General features: G+C 64.1%; 16 protein-coding genes. 1 reads left to right on the top strand and 15 read right to left on the bottom strand.

The window, feature by feature from the left end:
* Positions 1 to 3 precede the first annotated feature (3 nt).
* Both ACW4DH_RS13665 and dcuS read right to left on the bottom strand, forming a co-directional pair.
* Positions 4 to 723 carry a response regulator gene (locus ACW4DH_RS13665; RefSeq protein WP_459636951.1) on the bottom strand — a complete coding sequence of 240 codons (720 nt, stop codon included), beginning with the start codon at positions 721 to 723 and terminating at the stop codon, positions 4 to 6.
* Positions 724 to 725: 2 nt separating this feature from the next.
* The gene (dcuS, locus tag ACW4DH_RS13670; RefSeq protein ID WP_459636952.1) at positions 726 to 2,381 is read right to left on the bottom strand and encodes a DcuS/MalK family sensor histidine kinase; all 1,656 of its coding nucleotides are present in this window, start codon (positions 2,379 to 2,381) and stop codon (positions 726 to 728) included.
* A gap of 470 nt (positions 2,382 to 2,851) precedes the next feature.
* Here dcuS and ACW4DH_RS13675 point away from each other — a divergent pair, with 470 nt between their 5' ends.
* Positions 2,852 to 4,165 (top strand): 2-hydroxycarboxylate transporter family protein, encoded by a 1,314-nt coding sequence (locus ACW4DH_RS13675; protein ID WP_459636953.1) that lies wholly within the window; start codon positions 2,852 to 2,854, stop codon positions 4,163 to 4,165.
* A 66-nt stretch (positions 4,166 to 4,231) separates the two neighbouring features.
* Here the strand turns inward: ACW4DH_RS13675 and ACW4DH_RS13680 are convergent, their stop codons facing one another.
* The 13 genes from ACW4DH_RS13680 to ccmA form a co-directional block, all read right to left on the bottom strand.
* Positions 4,232 to 4,498 (bottom strand): YheU family protein, encoded by a 267-nt coding sequence (locus ACW4DH_RS13680; RefSeq protein ID WP_459636954.1) that lies wholly within the window; start codon positions 4,496 to 4,498, stop codon positions 4,232 to 4,234.
* Positions 4,495 to 6,540, bottom strand: coding sequence for an NAD-dependent DNA ligase LigA (gene ligA / locus ACW4DH_RS13685; RefSeq protein WP_459636955.1), 2,046 nt, complete (start codon positions 6,538 to 6,540; stop codon positions 4,495 to 4,497). The genes ACW4DH_RS13680 and ligA overlap by 4 nt, the downstream gene beginning before the upstream one ends.
* A 144-nt stretch (positions 6,541 to 6,684) precedes the next feature.
* Entirely contained in the window at positions 6,685 to 7,875 is a 1,191-nt protein-coding gene (zipA, locus tag ACW4DH_RS13690; protein ID WP_459636956.1) for a cell division protein ZipA, read from the bottom strand.
* A 259-nt stretch (positions 7,876 to 8,134) separates the two neighbouring features.
* Positions 8,135 to 11,659: a chromosome segregation protein SMC gene (gene smc, locus ACW4DH_RS13695; RefSeq protein WP_459636957.1), complete on the bottom strand. Its 3,525-nt coding sequence runs from the start codon at positions 11,657 to 11,659 to the stop codon at positions 8,135 to 8,137.
* Positions 11,660 to 11,847: 188 nt separating this feature from the next.
* Positions 11,848 to 13,095 (bottom strand): c-type cytochrome biogenesis protein CcmI, encoded by a 1,248-nt coding sequence (gene ccmI, locus ACW4DH_RS13700; RefSeq protein ID WP_459636958.1) that lies wholly within the window; start codon positions 13,093 to 13,095, stop codon positions 11,848 to 11,850.
* Positions 13,092 to 13,568 (bottom strand): cytochrome c-type biogenesis protein, encoded by a 477-nt coding sequence (locus ACW4DH_RS13705; protein ID WP_459636959.1) that lies wholly within the window; start codon positions 13,566 to 13,568, stop codon positions 13,092 to 13,094. Before ACW4DH_RS13705 ends, ccmI begins: the two co-directional genes overlap by 4 nt.
* Positions 13,559 to 14,086 (bottom strand): DsbE family thiol:disulfide interchange protein, encoded by a 528-nt coding sequence (locus ACW4DH_RS13710; RefSeq protein WP_459636960.1) that lies wholly within the window; start codon positions 14,084 to 14,086, stop codon positions 13,559 to 13,561. Before ACW4DH_RS13710 ends, ACW4DH_RS13705 begins: the two co-directional genes overlap by 10 nt.
* Complete coding sequence (locus tag ACW4DH_RS13715) at positions 14,083 to 16,080, bottom strand: heme lyase CcmF/NrfE family subunit (protein ID WP_459636961.1); 1,998 nt, start codon at positions 16,078 to 16,080, stop codon at positions 14,083 to 14,085. Before ACW4DH_RS13715 ends, ACW4DH_RS13710 begins: the two co-directional genes overlap by 4 nt.
* 60 nt (positions 16,081 to 16,140) lie before the next feature.
* Entirely contained in the window at positions 16,141 to 16,584 is a 444-nt protein-coding gene (gene ccmE, locus ACW4DH_RS13720) for a cytochrome c maturation protein CcmE (protein ID WP_459636962.1), read from the bottom strand.
* Positions 16,574 to 16,759, bottom strand: a complete 186-nt coding sequence (gene ccmD / locus ACW4DH_RS13725) for a heme exporter protein CcmD (RefSeq protein ID WP_459636963.1) — start codon at positions 16,757 to 16,759, stop codon at positions 16,574 to 16,576. Before ccmD ends, ccmE begins: the two co-directional genes overlap by 11 nt.
* Entirely contained in the window at positions 16,759 to 17,511 is a 753-nt protein-coding gene (locus ACW4DH_RS13730) for a heme ABC transporter permease (RefSeq protein ID WP_459636964.1), read from the bottom strand. Before ACW4DH_RS13730 ends, ccmD begins: the two co-directional genes overlap by 1 nt.
* Positions 17,512 to 17,521: 10 nt before the next feature.
* Complete coding sequence (gene ccmB / locus ACW4DH_RS13735) at positions 17,522 to 18,220, bottom strand: heme exporter protein CcmB (protein ID WP_459636965.1); 699 nt, start codon at positions 18,218 to 18,220, stop codon at positions 17,522 to 17,524.
* Complete coding sequence (ccmA, locus tag ACW4DH_RS13740; protein WP_459636966.1) at positions 18,207 to 18,878, bottom strand: cytochrome c biogenesis heme-transporting ATPase CcmA; 672 nt, start codon at positions 18,876 to 18,878, stop codon at positions 18,207 to 18,209. Before ccmA ends, ccmB begins: the two co-directional genes overlap by 14 nt.
* Positions 18,879 to 18,952 lie beyond the last annotated feature (74 nt).

Raw genomic sequence — 18,952 nt, forward strand, 5'->3', positions numbered from 1 at the left:
CCCTCATGGAGGGGCGCTGGCCAGTGCCTCCAGGGCCGCGCGATCCAGGCAGCGATAGGTAAAGGACGGGCGTCCCACCTGCCCGTAATGGAACGATTCGGCCAGCGCACCGCTCTCGGCCAGGTACTTGAGATACTTGCGCACCGAGACCCGAGACATGCCGGTCGCGGGTATCAATGCCTCGGTGGTGAGCGTCTCCTCCTGCTGCGCCAGGATGGCAGTCGCCACCTGGGCCAGGGACGGCACCGTGAGTCCCTTGGGCATGCCTTCGCGCCGAACAGGCGCAGGTGGGGACACCGGCTGGAACAGACGGTCGATGTCGCGCTGGGCGACCTGCTCGGGCAGGGCATGCAGCGTGGCCCGGGCATGGGCGCAGGCCAGCAGCGCCTCGCGGAAGCGTTCGAACTCGAACGGTTTGACCAGATAATCGCTGACGCCCAGCCGCCGCGCCGCGCGCACGGTCTCCATTTCGGCAGCCGCGGTGATCAGGATCACATCCGCGTCGCTGCCCTGGCGATGCAGATAGCGCACGACCTCGAGACCGCTGCGGTTACGCAGATAGATGTCCAGCAGTACCAGGTCCACCGCTTCACGTTCGAGTACATCGAGGGCCGAGGGCACGTCGCCGCACTGGGCGACCAGGCTGACGCCGTCCAGACGGTTCAAGTATTCGACGTTGAGCCGCATGACCATGGGGTCGTCTTCGACGATCAAAACGCGCATGTTCAGCCCTCGTCATCGGAGAATGGCGCGACGTCGGCCGCCGCTCGATAGGGCAGGAACACTTCGATCATGGTGCCCCGCCCCGGCTCGGAATACAGCGACAGATCGCCGCCGCGGACCTCGAGCTGCTCTTGCACCAGGGCCATGCCCAGGCCGCGCTGCTGTCCCTTGGTCGACATCCCGCGCGTGAAGATCTGCGCCTGCAGCCCCTCGGGAATCCCCGGACCTGTGTCCTGGATCACGATCATCAGCACGGCCTCGTCGTAGCTCAGCGTCAAAGTCACCTGCCGCGTGTTCCCCGCTTCCACGGCCTCGAAGGCATTTTCCAGCAGATTGCCGATGATGGTAACCAGGGTATGTACCAGCGTCGGGTCGTCCGCTACCGGCAATCCCGCTTCCACCTCGATGTTCAACTGGATGCCCCGCTCGCGCGCCTCGCTGGCTTTACCGACCAGAAACCCCGCCAACACCGGCTCGCGCACCCCTTCGACCAGCGCCGCCGAAGACGCCAACTGATGATCCGCCAGTTCGCGCAGATAGCCTCGCAGGCTGGTCAGGTCTTCACGCTGCACCAGCCCCAGGATGACATGCAGCTGGTTCTTGAATTCGTGTGTCGAGGCCCGCAGAGCCTCGGCGTAGCGGCGCACGCCGGTCAGCGCCTCGGCCAGCACATGCACTTCGGTCTTGTCGCGAAACGAGGCCAGCGCGCCGATCACTTCGCCGTGATGGTAGATCGGCATGCGATTGGCCAGCAGGGCCTGACCATGAAGGATGATTTCCTGATCGAGAACCGGGTCCGCGCCATGCAGCATGTCGCTCAGTTCCAGTTGCGGAAGATAATCCCGCAGCGTCTCGCCCAAGGGCGGGCCGCCCAGGCCCGCTCGCGCCAACAGCTGGCGTGCCGCCGGGTTGATCAGGGTAATGCGCGCCTGCCGGTCCACCGCCACGATGCCTTCGTGCACCGAGGCCAGCATTGCCTGGCGCTCCTCCACCAACCGCGTGATCTGATAAGGCTCGAGACCGAGCAGCACGCGCTTGATATAGCGTGCCAGCCCACCGGCCCCCAGCGCGCCGATTATCATCAGCGCCACTACCCCGAGCACGACCCAATGACGATTGTCCGCGAGGATCGACGCCAGCGTGGCGAGCGTCACCCCGACCGAGACGGCCCCGATGACTTCGTCATTCCCGCCGCGCACCGGCGAAAAGCCGCGAATGCTGACGCCCAGCGACCCCTGCGAGCGCGAGGCATACGTGTTTCCGGCCAGGGCCGGCCCCTCGTCGCCGCCGATGAAGTGCCGCCCGATACGCTCGGGTTCAGGATGGGTGAGCCGCAGCGCCTGCGTGTCCATGACCACGATGAAATCGACCCCCAGCTTACGGCGCAGGTCCTCGATCTGTCGCTGCAAGGCACTCGTCCGGGAGATAGCGCTTGGAGTGTCCCCCGGCGTCAGTCGCCTCTGCTGCAGGGCGTTCCGCACCGCGCCCTTGCTGGCGATGACCTGGGCGAGGTCCACGACCCGGCTCTGCTGCGCCTGCTCGACGTTGGCCCGCAGTTGCAAAGTGAAGATCCACAGCGCCAACCCCAGCGACAGCACGACCATGAACGTCACCAGCAGGGAAATGAGGCTATTCAGACGCAGACGATTGACCGGCAAGTGGCCTCCGCTTAGGCAGTGACGCTGACGACAGAGCGCCGTTGATGACCGGGGCAATAATGTCGCCACCTTCGACCTTGGTGGGATACCCCGCCACCGGTGGATTATGCCGCACGTTGCGACAACGCTTTCAATATTTTCAAAACGCTTTAATAACTTGGCAAAACTTGGCGCCCAGTGTGTCGCGCTTATCCTCGCGTCTAGCCCTAGGTCGTACCTGAAAAATCGACGAGTGCAGCCCAGGACGCAAGAACGGTTTGGACTCGCGATTTCATGTAGTGGAAATGGCGATTTTAAGCCGATCGTTAACACGCATGGACACGCTCAGACATTTTCCAGACAGGCCGTAAGGCACTACACCCTGACGCCAGCCGGTCCCACCACGCCAATCTGACAATACGTCGTGAGGTCCGGGCCTATCCGAAACTGTCGCAGGCCCTGTCGGGCAAGCCGCATTTCAGGAGACATCCATGAATCGACCCATTAACTCCACAGCGAATTCGGCCGCTACCGCCACTCAGCGGCCAGACACGTTGCGCATCTTCGGTATGTCACTGCCGATTTTCGCCGTGCTGACCCTAGTCCTGCTCACGGCCATCTATACCGATAATCTGCCGGCCGGGATGATCGGCAGCCTGTTGGTGATGATGATCTTCGGCGAGCTGCTGGGTTTCGTCGGCGACCGCCTGCCTATCGTGCGCACCTATCTGGGCGGCGGTGCCATCCTGGCCATCTTCGGGGCGGCGGCCCTGATGTATTTTCCGGTGTTGCCCGCAGGGGTGGGTGAAAACATCACCACCTTCATGAAGAGTGGCGGCTTTCTCAATTTCTACATTGCCGCGCTGATCACCGGCAGCATTCTCGGCATGGATTCGCGCATCCTGGTCAAGGTCGGCGCACGCTTCGCCCTGCCATTGCTGGCGGCGGTGCTCTTCGCCGCGCTGTTTGCCATGGGCATGGGCCTGCTGACCGGTTTCTCCGCTCAGGATGCCGTCGTCGTCATCGCGCTGCCGATCATGGGCGGCGGCATGGGCGCCGGTGCCGTACCCATGAGCCAAATCTATCAGGAACTGCTGGGCCAACCGGCCAGCTACTACATCTCGATCCTGGTCCCGGCGCTAGCCCTGGGTAACGTCTTCGCCATCATCATCGCCGGCCTGCTCAATGGCTTGGCCAACCGGATGCCGTCATTGAGCGGTAACGGCCAGATGATGCCGGGCGTCGAAATCCAGGAAGAGCACACGCCGGTGGATATTTCCAAGCTGGGTATCGGCTTGGTCATCGCCCTGACCTTCTTCGTCGCCGGCCAATTGCTGGGCGATCTGATTCCGCTACATCCCTATGCCCTGATGATCATTCTGGTCGCGGCGATGAAGGTGTTCAACCTCGTCCCCGCAGCGATTAACGACGCCGCGGCACACTGGTTCAAGTTCGTCGCCGGCAACTGGACCTTCGCTCTGCTGTTCGGCATCGGTGTCGCCTATACCGACCTGGGCCAGGTCATCGACGCCATCTCGCTCACCTACGTGCTGATCGTCTTCGCCGTGGTCGCCGGTGCGGCCTTCGGTGCCGGCCTGCTCGGCAAGCTGGTCGGCTTTTACCCGGTCGAATCGGCAATCACCGCAGGACTGTGCATGGCCAACATGGGCGGCACCGGTGACGTTGCGGTCCTCTCCGCGGCACGCCGCATGCAGCTGATGCCCTTCGCGCAGATCTCCTCGCGCCTGGGCGGTGCGCTGATCCTGCTGATCTCCAGTCTGCTCGTACCACTCTTCTTCGCTTAATCGAGTATGCCATCAGACGCGAAAGGCGCCCCATGGGGCGCCTTTCGCATTGCGAAGCGGTGCTTTTCAGCCCTCTTCATCATCGGCGATATCACGCCCGAAGGCACGCCACTGCGTCAGCGTCATCACTTCGGTGGACTCCGTCTGAAGGTCGTGAACGATGAGCAACTCGCCGCGTTCGAGCTGGCGATGCAGCTCGTTCACCCAGCCGCGCATGCCTTCACCGGTATCGGTGGTATCGTAGCCCTGACGCGTGACGAACGTCTCGAGCAGAGCATTCAATGTCTCGCCGGGCAGCATGCGATAGGGGACTTCGACAAAACGACCGCTCATGAGGCCTCCTGGGTATTTTCGAAACCGTTCAGGCGATTGAGAAACTCCGGCTCGTCGATCACCGTGACGCCCAGCTGAGCGGCTTTTTCCAGCTTGCTGCCCGCCCCTGGGCCGGCGACCACGCAGGCGGTCTTCTTCGATACGCTGTTCGCCACCTTGGCGCCCAGTGCCTGCAGGCGCGCCTTGCCCTCGTCACGGGTCATGCTTTCCAGAGTGCCGGTCAGCACCCAACTCTGTCCCGCCAACGGCTGGGCGCGCTCGCCCATCTCGACCTCATCCCACTGAACGCCCACCGCAATGAGATCGTCGATGGTGTCGCGGTTATGCGTTTCGGCAAAGAAGGTATGGATATGACTGGCCACTATCGGGCCGATATCGCTGATCGCGATCAAGTCCTCGAGAGAGGCATTCATCAGCGCCTTCAGCGAGCCGAAATGCCGAGCCAGCGCGTTGGCGGTCGCCTCGCCGACTTCAGCGATTCCCAGCGCGTAAACGAAGCGTGCCAAGGTAGTACGCTTGGCACTCTCCAGCGCATTGACCAGGTTGGCGGCCGACTTCTCGCCCAGGCGCGGCAACTCGGCCAGTTGAACCGCTTGGAGGCGGAACAGGTCGGCAGGCGTGGCGACCCATGCCCGCTCGACGAGCTGGTCGATCAGCTTGTCGCCGAGGCCATCGATGTCCATGGCCCGCCGACTGGCAAAATGCTTGAAGGCCTCCTTGCGCTGCGCTGGGCAATACAGCCCTCCCGAGCAGCGCGCGTCGACCTCCTCGCCGACGCGCTCGACCTGGGAGCCGCATACCGGACAATGTTCGGGCAGCACGATCGTTCGGGCATTTTCAGGGCGCTTGTCCTCGATGACTTTGACGATCTGCGGAATCACGTCGCCGGCGCGCCGGACGATCACGCTATCGCCGATACAAACGCCGAGCCGCGCGATCTCGTCCATGTTGTGCAGCGAGGCGTTGGACACCGTGACCCCCGCGACGGGCACCGGCTCCAGCTTGGCCACCGGGGTCAGCTTGCCGGTGCGGCCCACCTGAAAGACCACGTCGTTGATCACCGTGGTCTGCTCCTGGGCGGGAAACTTGAAGGCGATCGCCCAACGCGGCGCGCGCGAGACGAAGCCGAGCTCACGCTGGTCACGCAGGTCATCAACCTTGAGCACGGCGCCATCGATATCGTAGTCGAGCATCTCGCGGCGCTCGCCGAGGCGTCGGCAGAAGCCGATCACGCCTTCGCTGCCCTGCACCACATCCAGTTCCGGACTGGTGCGAAAACCGAAGTCGCGCAGCCGCGACATCAGCGCCGAGTGCGACGGCTGCTGGAAGGCATCATCGATGCGCGCCACCTGATAGGCGCAGAACTCCAGCGGACGCGTCGCGGTGATCTGCGGATCCAGCTGGCGCAGGCTGCCTGCCGCCGCATTGCGGGGATTGGCGAAGGGCTTCGCGCCCTCTTCGCGGTTACGGGCATTCAACCGCTCGAACCCCGAGTGGTTCATGTAGACCTCACCGCGCACTTCGAGCAGCTCGGGTAAGGCCGTTCCCCGCAGTCGCAGGGGCACCGAGGGTAACGTGCGCAGGTTCGCGGTGATGCCCTCGCCGGTGCGGCCATCGCCGCGTGTCGCCCCCTGAATCAGCACGCCATTTTCATACACCAGCGAAACGGCCAGACCATCGAGCTTGGGCTCGCAGCAGAAGGCGATATCCTCGTCACGACTCTCCAGCTTGTCGCTGACACGCCTGACGAACGCGCGCAGCTCCTCGTCATCGAAGGCGTTGTCCAACGACAGCATGGGCACGGCATGACGAATTTCGGGAAAGCCTCCGACCAAGGGCGCGCCGACGCGCTGCGTCGGCGAATCGGGTGTCACGATATCGGGGTATTCGGTCTCGAGCGTCTGCAGACGGCGTAGCCGTGTGTCGTAGTCGACATCGGTCAGGGTCGGGTCATCGAGAATGTAGTAACGGTGGTTGGCCTCGAGCAGCTCGGCGCGCAGCTGGGCGGTTTCATCGAGGACATCCTGGGGAATCTGGCTCATGGCGAGTCGGAGGCTCTGGATCAATAGGTTCGCAGTGGCCACATTGTAGCCAAACCCTTGGCCCAGCCCCATCCCCCTCTACAATGTCGACGGGGGCCGAAGCCCCCGTCATGGATACCGCACAAAACACACTCGCCGATTCGCTCAGTTGGCCTGATAGCGATGCAGCCGATGGCGACGCTCGAATTCCTGAACCCGTTGACGGGCGAATTCGATGGTCTGCGCCGTCATGACGCTGCGGTTCTCGTCCTTGAGCTCGCCGCCGAGATTGCGCACCAGCACCATCGCCGTCTCGATCATCGCCTCGAACGCCGCCGCCGTGTCGTTGGCTCCCGGCAGGGGCATCAGGAAGGTCACGCCCGGTGTGGAGAACCCCTCGTCCATGGCATCCAGATCGAAGACGCCCGGCTTGAGCACGTTGACCATCGAAAATTGCAGCTCGCTATCTTCGGCTTCCGTTTCGTAACGGTGGAAGATGCCCATTTCGCTGTAACGCAGTCCACACGCCAGCACCAAGTGCAACAGGTCGGGGCCATGGAACCCCTCCTCGTTGCGCGACAGCACACTGATGACGATGACCTCATCAGCATCGGCCAGGGTCTCGCGTGCCCGAGCCGCGCTCACGTGGTGGCGCTTGGCGCGCTCCACGGCGGGATGCTGAGTGACGACCTCGTGACGCGGCGCTTCTGCCTGGCCGAATTCGATATCGTCTTCGACACCGACCTCGTCCGGGGCCTGCGGGTCTTGTGAATAGCGGGGCGCCTCGCGCGCGTCCTGCCTTGCGGTGACACGCTCTTGATCCGCCACGTTTTCCCGCGCCGTCAATTCCGTCGGCTCGTCACGCTCGGCGCGCAGCGGGGAAGTCTCCTGCGCATTGGCGTGAGCCTCGGGAGGCTGCGCGAAGTCATCCTCAGCGCGCCGGACCTCTTGATGCGGTTCGGCAACGTCACGTCGCAACGTTCGCGAGCGCATCGCTTCCTTGAAACCACGCCGCTTCTTGATGACGCTGGGCTTGAGCTGATCTTCGGGAATCCTCTCGGTACGACGCGGCGACTCGGGGTGAGTCCGCCTGGCCCCACCGGATGGGTCGAAGGTCGCGGGTCTGACCACCCGCGCGCCGCCATTGGGCAGTTCCCAGTTGACCTCCGCCTCGCGGGCCGCGTCCTCGGGATCCTGCACCGGCGCGGCCGAATCCGCACCTTCCGTATCCTTGTCGCTCGCGGCCAGATCGAGCCGGGGGACACGCCGCTGACGCTGGAGGCGACGCACACCGTCAATAACGATGATCGTGACCAGTACCAGCCCCAGGATGATCAGCCATTCTCGTAGTTCCATGAGTTGTCTTGCCTGTTCGCTATGGCGCCATGCCTGAAAACATGCTCGTTAATAAGTAGCATAACGCGATTAACAAAAAATGAGCTACTTTTTTTAATTGTCAAGCAGTTCTCTCAGCTTGATAAGTGCGGTGCAATTCCCTGCATTAACCCTACTGAATTGGACCCATTCTAACCCCGAATACCCAGGCACTCTGCGTTATATTATGTTGGGTGTTAGTAACGGGGTTAAGTGTCTTTCTCAGGCAACACTTTTAGGCTCAGGCCTCGGCGAGGGCCGCCGCTTCTTCGACGCCGACCGAGACAAGACGCGAGACGCCGGGCTCTTGCATGGTGACACCCATTAGCCGCTCGGCAGCCTCCATGGCGATCTTGTTATGGGTGATATAGATGAACTGCACCGACGCCGACATATCCTTGACGAGCCTGGCATAGCGTCCGACATTGGCGTCGTCGAGCGGGGCATCGACCTCGTCGAGCATGCAAAACGGCGCCGGATTGAGCTGAAAGATGGCGAAGACCAGCGATAGTGCCGTCAGGGCCTTTTCGCCCCCCGAGAGCAAATGGATGGTGCTGTTCTTCTTGCCCGGCGGACGCGCCATGATCGCCACGCCCGTTTCCAACAGGTCGTCCCCGGTCAGCGTCAGCCATGCGGCTCCACCCCCGAATACCTTGGGGAACAGCGCTTGCAGCCCGGTGTTGACCTCGTCGAACGTCTGCCGAAAGCGCGTCCGCGTCTCCTGATCGATCTTGCGAATCGCGCGGTCGAGCGTTTCCAGCGCCTCGCTGAGTTCGGCATGCTGCGCTTCGAGATAATCTCTCCGCTCGGCCTGTTGGTCGTACTCCTCGATGGCCGCCAGGTTGATGGCACCCAGGCGGCGGATCCGATCCGTCGTCTCTTCGAGCCGGGTCTGCCAAGCCGATTCGGTGGCATTGGGATCGAGAGACTCCCGCAACGCCGCGACATCATGGCCAGCGTCGTCATTTCCCGAGTCATCATAGCCGAGCTCGGCGAGCTGTTCGTCCTGGGCATCGGCCTTGAGCTTCAGAGCCTGAACCTGCATGCGCCCCTCTTCGAGATGGCCGCGAATGGCCTCCAGGTTGCGTTCGTGGGTCTGACGCTGCTGCTCCGTCTCGCGCAGGGTTTCCGCCAGACGATGAGCCTGATCGCGGCTGGCATTCAGTCGCGCTTCCTCGTGGCTGCGCCGATCCAACAATTCGTCGAGCTGCTCGCGGCTGACATCTTCCGGCTCACGCAGCGTTTCACGCTGCTCTTCGAGCAAGGCGCATTTTTCTTGCAGGCGTAAGCGCTGATCGTCGCTGCGCGAACGTTGCTGCTCGAGTCCACCACGCTCGGTGGCCAGGCGTTGCTGTTCCAGGGCCAGACGCTGCTGGTGTTCGCGGGCCGGCAGTAGCCGTGCACGCAAGTTGGCCAGACTCTCCTGCGCCTCCCGCCGCTGACGCTCGAGCGTGTCCCGCTCCTGGGAGTTGGCTTCGACGTCGCTCATCGCGGCCTGCCAGCGCTCACGGACCTCTTCAAGTTCCAGCAGTTGCGTCTCGTGCTGCTCGCTCAGCAGGGCCAGTTCCTCGTCGAGATCGCGGGCGCGGCTGTCGACGTGCTCGAGGCGGCTGGCCAGGCTCGCTTCCTGCGTGGCCCACTGCTGACGGCGCTGCGCCAGTTCGCGCTCTTCCAGACGCAGTTGCTCGAGACTCGATTCCGCCCCGGCCATGGCCTCGCGGGCTTCAGCGATGGCATCCTCATGCCGCGCCTGGCGTGCGTCAAGCTCGGCCAATTCCCGCTCGGCCTGCTCTTGGCGCTGACGCTGGGCGATGACGCTATCGGCCGTCTCGCCTGCGCCACGCCGGCGCGCCCAGCCCGCCCCCAGCCACAACCCGTCAGGCGTGATGACGCTCTCCCCCGGCGCCAGCGAGGCCAGGCGTTCCCAGGCCTGCTGCTGTGTCGGCGCACATTGGATATGCCCCAGCAGTTGGGATGCGGCACCGGCACCCCGTACCTGTTCGGCCAGACTGCTCGGCGCGGCGTCATGCACGGTATCGGCGAGTAGCGCCAGCCCGCCGCGCTGCAGGGTCTCCAGCGCCTGATGTGCCGCCTCGGGCGCGGCGATCCGCGCCTTTAGCCATGGCGCCAGGACCCAGGCCGTGACGCTGTCCCACGGCGGAGCCACCTGCAATGTCTCGGCCAAGCGCGGAGCTTGGGACAGGCCATGCGTTTCGAGATGCGTCTCCAGTTGATCGTCCTCGTCTTCCAGCGCCGCCTTGAGCAGCGCTTCCAACGAGGCCAGCTCGCCCTGTAGACGATGCTGGCGCTGGCGATCGGCATCCCGGGCCGCCTCGACGGTCTCGAGCGTGCTCTGCGCCTGCTCGCGGGCACGGCGGCACTCTTCGCGCCGGGTTTCGAGCGTTTCCTGGGCGAGGTCGCACTCTTCCAACGACTCTCGTAGAGCGTCGCGGCTGTCGTGCAGGTCCGCCACTTCCGGCAGCTCGCGTTTCTGCTGCAGACGGCGCTGGGTTTGGGCCGTCAGCTCGTCCAGCCCACGCTCGAGCCGCTGGACCTCGCTCTGGGCGCGTTCGGCGGCATGCGTCATGCTGCGATCCTGCTCGCTGAACCGCTCCCAGGCGTGTCGTGTGGCCTCGGTGCGCTGCTCGGCTTCCTCGAGCGCGGCTTCGAGCAGTTCCAGCGCCTCGGCCGCCTCCTCAAGCTCCGGCTCCAGCGTTTCCAGACGCTCATCGAGCGCGGCGCGCCTCGCGCCATCGTCGTCGAGAAGGTGCTCGAGTTCGCGCAGCTCGCGCCGGGCCGCTTCGAGATCCTGGGCCAGTTGCTGATCCCGTGATCGGGCATGCTCGAGAGATTGCTCGAGACGCGCGATCGCGGCTCCCGTCTCGTAGAAACGCGCCTGATGGGCCTCGAGCTGTTCGGCGATCTCATCGTGTTCATAACGCGCCTGCTCGAGCTGCGATTCGCACTGGCGCTGGCCGAGAATCTCGCGTTCGACCTGGGTCTCGAAGTCGCGCACCCGCCCTTCCTGCTCTCGCTGCTGAGCGCGCAGCGCCCGGCCGCGCAGCAAGGCCAGTTCGGCCTTTAGCCGATGCTCCTGCTGCTTGAGCGTCTGGTAGCGTCGCGCGGCCTCGGCCTGGCGCTTCAAGCGCTCGAGCTGCTTGTCGAGTTCCTCGCGAATATCGTCCAGGCGCTCGAGGTTCTCCTGGGTGCGACGCATGCGATTTTCGGTCTCGCGGCGACGCTCCTTGTACTTGGAGATACCCGCGGCTTCTTCCAATGTCGAGCGCAGCTCCTCGGGGCGCGCCTCGATCAGCCGCGAGATCATGCCCTGGCCGATGATGGCGTAGGAGCGCGGCCCCAGCCCCGTGCCCAGAAACAGGTCGGCGATATCGCGACGCCGGCATTTCTGGCTGTTGAAGAAGTAGCTGGACTGGCTGTCGCGGGTAACCACGCGCTTGACGGCGATCTCGGCGTACTGGGCATAGACTCCGCCCAATCCTCCGCTGCGATTGTCGAATACCAGTTCGATGGAGGCCTGGCCCACCGGCTGGCGACCGGTGGAGCCATTGAAGATGACGTCGGTCATCGACTCGCCACGCAGCGTCTTGGCCGAGGATTCGCCCATGACCCAGCGCACGGCATCGATGACGTTGGACTTGCCGCACCCGTTGGGCCCGACGATCGCCGTCATGTTGCCGTCGAACGGGACTGTGACGGCGTCGACGAACGACTTGAAGCCGACCAGCTTGATGGATTTGAGGCGCATGCGCGGGCGAAGTCCTTTGAAACGATAGACGCTGAGCCTGCCGAAACCGTTTCGGGCACCGTCAGGCACCCCTCACACCGCTCCGGAGGGTTCAGATAGCAACGTGGAGGAGTCTACCGGAGCCGCCGGCGTTCCCCAAGATGTGGTGACGGCGCATGTCGACATGTGACATGCGCCGCGAGGAAGGTTTACTCGACGATGCGGTCGATCTCGATACTGACCGGCTCGTCGGCGCTGTTGCCCACCGGTACCGGCGCATGCTCGCCGTAGAGGTCCCCGGGCTGCGGCGTGGCCTGGCCGGAGGCCGAGATCCGCGCCACCAGGCGTACCCGATCGACCTGGGAAAGCCGTGCCATCGGCGCCATGGCATCAGCGTCGTCCAGCGTCACGGTCAGTGGCAAGTCGGCCACCGGTGCCTGGGCGATAGCCAGCGGCGGCAGTTGGCCGTCGACGTCACGCGCGACGATGAAGACCGTCGCGCCCTCGGCCACCCTGTCCTGCAGGGCCGCGGCAAGCGTGACGCTGACCCGCACGGCGGCATCCTCTCCGGCCACCACGGAGCCATCCTGTTGCGGCGCCCCCCCCAGCCGGGTCTGGGCTTCGGCAATCCCCTCGCGCAGCGCCGAGGCGGTGCCTTCGTCCTCGAAACCGGCGATGGCGCGGCGCCAGTAATCGATAGCCTGTTGATAGCGGCCATGATCGAAGGCCTCGATCCCCAGCATGCTGAGCAGGGTGGGCTGACGCGGGTCCCGCTCCAGGGTCTCGGCGACCAGCGCCTGCACTTCGTCGGTCAACGTTCGGCTGGCTTCGAAGAACTTGATCTGTGCCAGCTGAGCCAGCAGGTCGGCGCGACGCCCCTCCAGTGCGATCAGGTGCTCGATGGCGTCACCGGCCTTGGCGAGCATCCCGGTATCGCGATACAGCGGGAACAGGCTCAGCCATACCTTGGGGTTGTCGGGCTGACGTGCAGCCTCCTGCTCGTAACGCTCGATAAGCATCTTCAGCGAGCCCTGCGGAGAGCGCATCACCTCTTGCTGCACGGCATACAGCGACAGATCGCCCTCAGCGCCCAGGCGTTGATAGGCATACAGACTGCCTGCGGCAAGCGCCAGCAGCAGCAGCGGCACGGCAATGCGTCCGGCCTGCGCCGACTTGAGCGGCGCTTGGCGTGCCGCCTGGGTATCCTCGAGCAGGCTGCGCTCGAGTTCGAGGCGGCCTTCATCAAAGCGGGCGCGTTCGATCTGTCCTTCGGCCAGGGCCGACTCCAGGGCCGCCAGGCGGTGCCGGTAGACGGCAACGTTATCGGCGTTGCCGCGCTCCTGACGCTCGAAGGCCTGCTGCTCTTCGCGCAGGCGCGCGGCACGGCGCAGCGGCAGCACTACCAGCCACAGCGCCGGCAGTAACAATAGGGCTATGCCCAACCAGAGCAGATTCATTCAGACCTCTCGCGATGCTGATCGATAAGGGCATCGAGGCGGGCACGCTCGGCGTCGGAGAGCGCCCGCACGCGGGCATGGCGGCGCAGCCGCACGATGAAGGCGATAAGCAGCGCGCCCAGCACCACCAGGCCGGCCGGCAGCCCCCAGAGCAGCCAGGTACGCTCGTCGAGGCGCGGATTGTAGAGCACGTAGTCACCAAAACGCTGGATCATGAAATCCTGGATTTCGCGATCCGAGCGGCCCGCCTCGAGTTGTTGGGCGACCCGTTCACGCATGTCGGCGGCGATCGGCGAGTCGGAATCGCCGATCGCCTGATTCTGGCATTTGGGACAGCGTAACGAATCGGTGAGGTCATCGTAGCGCCGCTCGAGAACCGGGTCGTCGAACTGACGCACCTCGATCGCCGCCAACGAGGCACCCGCCATCAGCAGCGCCGAGAGCAGCACGCCCAGACGCAAGATCATTGCCATTTGCGTACCTCCGGCAAAATGACCTGTTCGACGTCTTCGGGCGTGATATAGCCGGTATGGTGATAACGGATGATACCTTCGGCATCGACCAGGAAGGTTTCCGGAGCCCCGTAAACGCCGAGGTCGAAGCCCAGCGTGCCGTCAGGGTCGAACAGGTTGAGTACAAAGGGATTGCCGAACTCCTCGAGAAAACGCTGCCCATTCTCGCGGGTGTCTTTGTAGTCCACCCCCACCAAGCGCACTTCCCGTTCGGCCAGTTCAAGCAGTTGGGGCATCTCCTGCTTGCAGGTCGGGCACCACTCGCCCCATACGTTGACCAGCGTGACCTCGCCCTTGAGCAGCGACTCGTCCACTTTCGCGTCGGGATCTTCCAGCGTCGCCAGCGTAAAGGTCGGAAATTCACGCGTCAGCATCGCCGAGTCGCGAGCGCTGGGATCCAGCGCCAGGCCGCGATACAGAAAGATACCCAGCACCACGAACAGCGCCAGGGGAATCAGCAGCAACAGACGTCGTTTCATGCGTGCACCTCCTGAACGCTGCGAACGGCGGACGTCGACCGGGCCTCACGGCGTTGGCGACGGTAACGGCGATCGCACACCGCCAATAGTCCACCGGCAGCCATCAGCAAAGCGCCCAGCCATAGCCAGCGCACGAACGGCTTGACCTGGATACGCATGGCCCAGGCACCGTCACCCAGGTCTTCGCCCATTGCCACATACAGGTCCCGCAGCAGCCCCGGCTGCAGTGCCACATCGGTCATCGGCATGCCTCGCGCCAGATACAGACGTTTTTCGGGATGCATGGTGGTGATCGCCTGGCCATCGCGAGTCACCTCGATCGTCGCCGTGTCGGCGATGAAGTTGGGGCCGCGCCGCTCGCCCAGGGCCGTCATGGCGAAGGTATATCCGCCCACCTCGGCCTGCCCGCCCGGCGCCAGGCGAACGTTGCTCTCGATGGCGTAGTTCGACACCATCGTCACGCCGATGATGGTCACGGCCAGCCCCACGTGTCCGACCACCATGCCCCAGTGCGACAGCGATAATCTGCGCAGTCCCGCCCCAGGCGACCCGGCGTTACGCGCCTTGTCGTAAAGATCGCGCAGCAGCGGCAGCACGATCCACAGCGCGGCGGCGAATCCCAGCGTGACGGCGAGATTCCACTTTCCGGCATACAGCAGCGGGAACAGGGCGGCGACGACCAGCGCCGCGACGCCGGACCAACACAGCCGGCGCAGCAGCTCGCGCCCGGACATATGCTTCCAGCGCGCCACCGGGCCCAGCCCCATGAACAGGCACAAGAGTGTCGTCAACGGCACGAACAACGCGTTGAAGTACGGTGGACCGACACTGATCTTGCCCAGCCCCAGCGCATCGAGCAGCAAGGGATAGACGGTGCCCAGCAGCACGGTTACGGTCATGATGATCAGAACGATGTTGTTGATCAGCAGCAGTGCATCCCGAGACAGCCAGCCAAAACCGACCGTAGCGCTGACGCGTGGCGCTCTCAGCGCGAAGATCAGCAACGACACCCCCACGGTCAACCCCAGCAGCACGAGGATGAACGTGCCCCGCGAGGGGTCGTTGGCAAAAGCGTGAACCGAGGTCAGCACGCCAGAACGCACCAGGAACGTGCCCAGCAGCGACAACGAGAAGGTGAAGATCGCCAGCAGCACGGTCCAGCTCTTGAAAGTGCCGCGCTTTTCGGTGACCGCCAGCGAGTGGATCAGTGCCGTGCCGCACAGCCAGGGCAGCAACGAGGCGTTTTCCACCGGATCCCAGAACCACCAGCCGCCCCAGCCCAGTTCGTAATAGGCCCACCAGCTGCCCAGGGCGATGCCCACGGTCAAAAAGGCCCAGGCGATATTGGTCCAGGGCCGCGCCCAGCGCGTCCAGGCGGCATCGAGGCGTCCACCGATCAGCGCCGCCATGGCGAAAGCGAAGACCACCGAGAACCCCACATAGCCCATGTAGAGCATGGGCGGATGGATCACCAGGCCGAAGTCCTGCAGCAGCGGATTGAGATCGGCACCGTCCTGGGGCATGTCGGGCAGCAACCGCGCGAAGGGGTTGGACGTGGCGATGATGAACAGCAGGAAGCCGGCGCTGACCACGCCCATCACCCCCAGCACCCGGGCCAGCATATCGCGCGGCAGGTTGCGTGAAAAAATGCTCACCGCGAACCCCCAGCCGCCAAGCATCAGGCTCCACAACAGCACCGAGCCCTCATGGCTGCCCCACACGGCACTGAACTTGTAATACCAGGGCAGCATCGAGTTGGAATTGTTGGCCACATAGGCCACGCTGAAGTCGTCGAGCAGGAAACTTGCCGCCAGACATAGATAGGCCGCCAGCAGGAATGCGAACTGTCCCCAGGCCATGGGCTGGGCAAAGGCCATCCACAGCGGACGGCGCGTGGCGGCGCCCGCCAGGGGCACCAGCGCTTGCAGGCAGGCCAGACCCAGCGCGATAAGCAGCGCGAAGTGGCCGAGTTCGGGGATGATTTTAGTGAGCATGACGGCTCCACGTTTCGGTTTGGCGGCGGCCGAGACGGCAACCGTCGACTGGCTTCGGCGCTATTCGGTGGCTTCGGGCGGCATCTTGCCCTTCATGGCTTCAGCCACTTCGGGCGGCATGTAGTTCTCGTCGTGCTTGGCCAGCACCTGATCCGCCCGCAGCAGACGGTCCCGTTCGAGCTGCCCGACCACGACCACGCCCTGCCCCTCGCGAAAAAGGTCCGGCAGGATGCCGCTGTAGCGCACCTCGAGATCGTTGTGATAGTCGGTGATCACGAACGACACATCGAGACTTTGCGCGTCGCGCTGGACGCTACCCTCCTTGACCATTCCCCCGGCACGCAGCGTACGCCCTTGTGGCGCTTCGCCGGCGGCAATCTGCTCGGGAGAAAAAAACAAATTGATGTTCGAACGCAGGGCATACAGGGTCAACCCCACGGCGATGGCCGCCAGGGCGACCAGCCCCAGCAGGATATATAGACGTTGCTTGCGTTTAGGCTTCATCGTTCAAACGCTCCCGGCGGTTGCGGCGCTGCAGGTCACGGATCAGGCGGCGACGTTCGATGCGGGCATGCACCACGCTGGCGACAAGCAGGCTCGCGCTTACCCCCCAGGCGCTCCACACGTACACGGCATGCCCCCCCATCGCCAGCAGTTGGGAAAAGGAGTCGAAGGCCATCAGCGTGTCCCCCTGGCCGGATCGTCGGCTAGCTCACGCACCCAGCGTGAACGAGATTCGCGCCTGAGAATTTCGTTGCGGGTGCGCATCAGCAACAGCGCCACGAAGAAACAGTAAAAGCCCAGCACCATGATCAGCAGCGGCAGCCACATCTCGCTGGGCATCCCCGGCCGTTGGGTCAGGGTGAAGGTGGCCGGCTGATGCAGCGTATTCCACCACTCGACCGAATACTTGATGATCGGAATATTGACCATCCCGACGATCGCCAGGATCGAGGCGGCACGCGCGCCGCTGTCGCGGCTGGCAAAGGCGCCGCGCAGGGCAATGACGCCTAGATACAAAAACAGCTGAATCAGCATCGAGGTCAGGCGGGCATCCCATACCCACCAGGTGCCCCAGGTGGGCACGCCCCACACCGCGCCGGAGAACAGTGCGATGAAAGTCATCGCCGCGCCGAACGGCGCCACCACCGTGGCCACCATGTCGGCCAGCTTGATCTTCCACACCAGATGGATGATGCCGGCCGCGGCCAGAAGGATGAAACAGGATTGCGCGAGGATCGCCGCCGGGACGTGGACATAGATAATCCGAAAACTATTGCCCTGCTGATAGTCGGCGGGAGCGAAGGCCAGGCTCCAGACACTGCCGACCGTCAACAAGATTACCGCCGCGGCCCAGAACCAGGGCTGCCAGCGTCCACTGATGGCGTAAAACCACTTGGGGGAACCAAGCTTATGAATAAAGGCCCACACCGTTATGTCCTCAACCGTTGATACTGATACGCAGCGCCGCGGCAATGGCCCAGGGCGAAAGCGCAAGTGCGGTGGCCAGCAGCGCACCGAGAATGGCCAGGTAAGGCGCGACGTTCATGCCGAGGATGGCCGCCTGCACCGCGCCGGCGCCGAAGATCAGCACGGGGATATACAGCGGCAACACCAGCAGCGACAACAATACGCCGCCACGCGCGAGCCCTACCGTCAGCGCGGCGCCGATGGCCCCGATCAAGCTCAAGGTAGCGCTGCCCAGTGCCAGCGACATGGCCAGAACCCCGTAACTGCCGGCCGGCAGCGACAGCAGGATGCCCAGCAGCGGCGCCATCAGTGCCAGCGGCAACCCGCTCAGCAACCAGTGCACGGCCACCTTGGCCAGGACCAGGGCCGCCAGCGGCTGAGGCGCGAGCAACATCTGCTCCAGGCTGCCATCATCGAAATCGGCACGAAACAGTGAATCCAGCGATAGCAGCGTGGACAACAACGCCGCCACCCACAACAGACCCGGGGCAATGGTCGCCAGCAAATCCGGCTGCGGCGCGATGCCCAGCGGAAACAACGTAATCACCAGCGCGAAGAACACCAGTGGATTCATGACTTCGCTGCCCCGACGCAGCATCAGGATCAGGTCGCGACGAACCATTGCCGCCAGTGCGACCCCAAGCCTGCCCTTCGGTTCAATCGATGTCATGGCCAGCCCTGCCCCGTGTACGTCGCTCTCCCAACGACACGCGCCGGATGGCACCCAACGGGGCCAGATCGTGGTGCGTCGTCAGCAGCACGCTTCCTCCCTCCCGGGCATGGCGCAGCAAGCGCTGCTCCAGTGCCGCCACGCCATCCTGATCGATGGCCGTAAATGGCTCATCGAGTATCCACAGTGGACGGGGCGTCAGGTCGAGTCTGGCCAGCGCCACGCGACGCTGCTGTCCGGCGGATAGCTGATGAACGGGAACATCCTCGAAACCGTGCAGCCCGACGCCGGAAAGCGCCGTGAAGCGTGCGGCCTCATCGCCCCTCTCGCCGGCCAGCGCTTGATACCAGGCGAGATTTTCCAGTGGCGTCAGCGCCGCCTTGAGGCCCGGCGAGTGTCCCAGGTAGAGCAGATTGCCCAGGAAATCGCCGCGCACCTTACGCATCGGACGCTGTTGCCAGAACACTTCGCCCGCGTAGTCGCCGAGCTGGCCGGAGAGGATCTTCAGCAACGTGGTTTTGCCGCTGCCGTTGGGACCTTCGATTCGCACGATTTCGCCGTCGCCGACCTGGATATCCAGCCCGCTAAAGAGCCAGCGGTCGTCCCGCTCGCACCCCAGCTTTCGTGTCTCCAGGCGGATCGCCGCTGCAGCATTCATACGACTGTTCGCTCTCTCCAATCAGGCCGGGACTCTACACGCAAAGCCCATATTCTACCAGACAACCGCGCTGC

This window comes from Halomonas sp. WWR20 (assembly GCF_054602495.1).

Bases quoted from the DNA above. Each gene is read 5' to 3' on its own strand.
- ACW4DH_RS13680 (WP_459636954.1), bottom strand. From the start codon at position 4,498: ATGAGCGGTCGTTTTGTCGAAGTCCCCTATCGCATGCTGCCCGGCGAG.
- ccmD (WP_459636963.1), bottom strand. From the start codon at position 16,759: ATGGCCTTCGACTCCTTTTCCCAACTGCTGGCGATGGGGGGGCATGCC.
- ccmE (WP_459636962.1), bottom strand. From the start codon at position 16,584: ATGAAGCCTAAACGCAAGCAACGTCTATATATCCTGCTGGGGCTGGTC.
- zipA (WP_459636956.1), bottom strand. From the start codon at position 7,875: ATGGAACTACGAGAATGGCTGATCATCCTGGGGCTGGTACTGGTCACG.
- ccmB (WP_459636965.1), bottom strand. From the start codon at position 18,220: ATGACATCGATTGAACCGAAGGGCAGGCTTGGGGTCGCACTGGCGGCA.
- ACW4DH_RS13715 (WP_459636961.1), bottom strand. From the start codon at position 16,080: ATGCTCACTAAAATCATCCCCGAACTCGGCCACTTCGCGCTGCTTATC.
- ccmA (WP_459636966.1), bottom strand. From the start codon at position 18,878: ATGAATGCTGCAGCGGCGATCCGCCTGGAGACACGAAAGCTGGGGTGC.
- ACW4DH_RS13705 (WP_459636959.1), bottom strand. From the start codon at position 13,568: ATGGCAATGATCTTGCGTCTGGGCGTGCTGCTCTCGGCGCTGCTGATG.
- ligA (WP_459636955.1), bottom strand. From the start codon at position 6,540: ATGAGCCAGATTCCCCAGGATGTCCTCGATGAAACCGCCCAGCTGCGC.
- ACW4DH_RS13675 (WP_459636953.1), top strand. From the start codon at position 2,852: ATGAATCGACCCATTAACTCCACAGCGAATTCGGCCGCTACCGCCACT.
- ccmI (WP_459636958.1), bottom strand. From the start codon at position 13,095: ATGAATCTGCTCTGGTTGGGCATAGCCCTATTGTTACTGCCGGCGCTG.
- ACW4DH_RS13710 (WP_459636960.1), bottom strand. From the start codon at position 14,086: ATGAAACGACGTCTGTTGCTGCTGATTCCCCTGGCGCTGTTCGTGGTG.
- ACW4DH_RS13665 (WP_459636951.1), bottom strand. From the start codon at position 723: ATGCGCGTTTTGATCGTCGAAGACGACCCCATGGTCATGCGGCTCAAC.
- smc (WP_459636957.1), bottom strand. From the start codon at position 11,659: ATGCGCCTCAAATCCATCAAGCTGGTCGGCTTCAAGTCGTTCGTCGAC.